The organism is Halorubrum sp. AJ67, assembly GCF_000513435.1.
In genome coordinates this window covers 85,848-87,749 of sequence record NZ_CBVY010000014.1, presented here as the reverse complement: position 1 = coordinate 87,749, position 1,902 = coordinate 85,848, and the positions used below count along the sequence as shown (strand labels likewise).

Genomic DNA, 1,902 nt, shown 5'->3' with positions numbered 1-1,902 from the left:
CCACGTCGCCGAGCTGGGGCTGGTCGGTGCGATCGAGCGGTTCCGAGAGCGGGCCTCCTTCGCGACCGCCCTCGACGTGGAGGTGGAGGACCCGACCGACGCCGCGCGCGCCGCGGCGGCCGGCGCTGACGTGGTCCTCCTGGACAACATGACGCCCGCGGAGACGCGCGAAGCCGTGGACCGCGTGGCGGCCGGCGACGCGGACGCGCTGACCGAGGCGTCCGGCGGGATCACCGTCGAGACCGTCCCGGACTACGCCGCGACCGGCGTCGACGTGATCTCGATGGGCGGGCTCACCCACTCCGCGCCGACGCTCGACCTCTCCTTCCGCACCGGGGGAGACGGATAGCGTCGAGCGACGAGGTGTGACTCGTCTCGCCTCGTGCGCGGCGCGACCGTCGATCCTCTCGCGGCGCGGGCCTCGACACGGTCCGATTTTTATGACCCCGACCAGTACGTCCCACGTATGCAGACCCACATCGTTCCGGTCGGGTTCGACTACGACCGGATGATCGCCCCCCTCATCCGGGACCAGTTCGACGTCGACCGGGTGATCCTGTTGGAGGGGACGGTCGGCAGCGAGGGCAACGTCGAGTACTCGCGGAACATCGCGCGGAAGCTCGAACAGGACTTCCAGAACCTGCTCGGCGCGGAGACGGTGCGAGAGAAGCTGACCGACGTGTACGACTACGACGCCGCCTTCGAGCGCGCCTACGACCTGATCAACGCGGAGCTCGACCGCGACGGAGGGGCCGCGGAGGACGCCGGCGACGCCGCCCCTCCCGCGGACGAGCGCGAGGTGTGGGTGAACCTCTGTTCGATGCCGCGGCCGGTCTCGTTCGCGTTCGCCACCGCGGCCCACTCGATCATGGTCGAGCGGCAGGCGGACCGCGACCGCATCCACACCTACTACACGGCCCCCGAGAAGTACCTCGAGACCGAACTCGCCGAGGAGCTGCGCGCGACGCGGGACCTCCTCCGGGACCTCGACGCCGGGAGCGACGCCGACGCGCTCGCCGAGGCGGGCGTCGACCCCGACCGCGTTTCCGACCGGCTGGCGAGCACCACCGACCTGCTCGCGGAGTTCGACGAGCGCGGCACGACCATCGGCGCGAAGCGCATCGGCGACAGCCACGTCATCGAGCTCCCGGTCGCCTCGTTCCAGAACGTCAAGCCGTTCGAGGAGCTGGTACTGTTCACCCTCGGCGAACACGGCGAGTTCGAGTCCGTCTCGGAGCTGGCGGAGGCGCTCGCCGACGAGCTCAACGAGGAGTACACCGACTCGTTCCGCTCGAAGGTCATCTACAACGTCGACCGGCTCGGCCCCGGCGGGAAGGGATACATCGAGCGCGAGGAACACGGGAAGTCCTACCGGACGAGCCTCTCGCGGATCGGTCGGCTGTGGGTCCGCGCGCACGCCGACGACGACCGCGACATCGCCTGATACGCGGTCACCGAAGCCCCAGATGTTCGTTACGGGACGACGAACTCGGTGACCGAGACCGCCGAAGCCCCAGTCGCTCGGCTGTACGATACTGTTTTTGTCGAAGACGGCTTCACAACTGAGACCGCCGAAGCCCCAGTCGCGAGGACTCGATGCGCTCGCTGCGGTCCTCGTCGCTCGCGTTGCTCGCTCCTGCGGTCCTTACGTCGCGCGTCTTCGTCCTCGCGACTGCCCCTTCGAGTCCCACCCCGCACCGCAACCGCAGCCTCACGCCTCCCCAGCCTCGTCGACCGGTCTCCGCTTCGCTCCGACCGGTCGACTCCCTCGCGTGTGCGGTTCGCGCCGCGATGCGGCGCTCACCGGCACGCGCCACCGCACGGGTTCGGCTTCTGCGACACCGGGTTCACCGATACGCTCGCCTGCGCCCGGCGGGCCGTCGCGACGGTCCGGCCGGGATC

The 1,902-nt window shown here is 70.0% G+C and carries 1 protein-coding gene and 1 pseudogene; both read left to right on the top strand.

The window, feature by feature from the left end; translation table 11 throughout:
- Positions 1-349, top strand: a pseudogene (locus BN903_RS11470) (nicotinate-nucleotide diphosphorylase (carboxylating)); the annotation flags it as partial.
- A gap of 117 nt (positions 350-466) precedes the next feature.
- Entirely contained in the window at positions 467-1,444 is a 978-nt protein-coding gene (locus tag BN903_RS11465; RefSeq protein WP_048077848.1) for a DUF6293 family protein, read from the top strand.
- Positions 1,445-1,902: the final 458 nt, after the last annotated feature.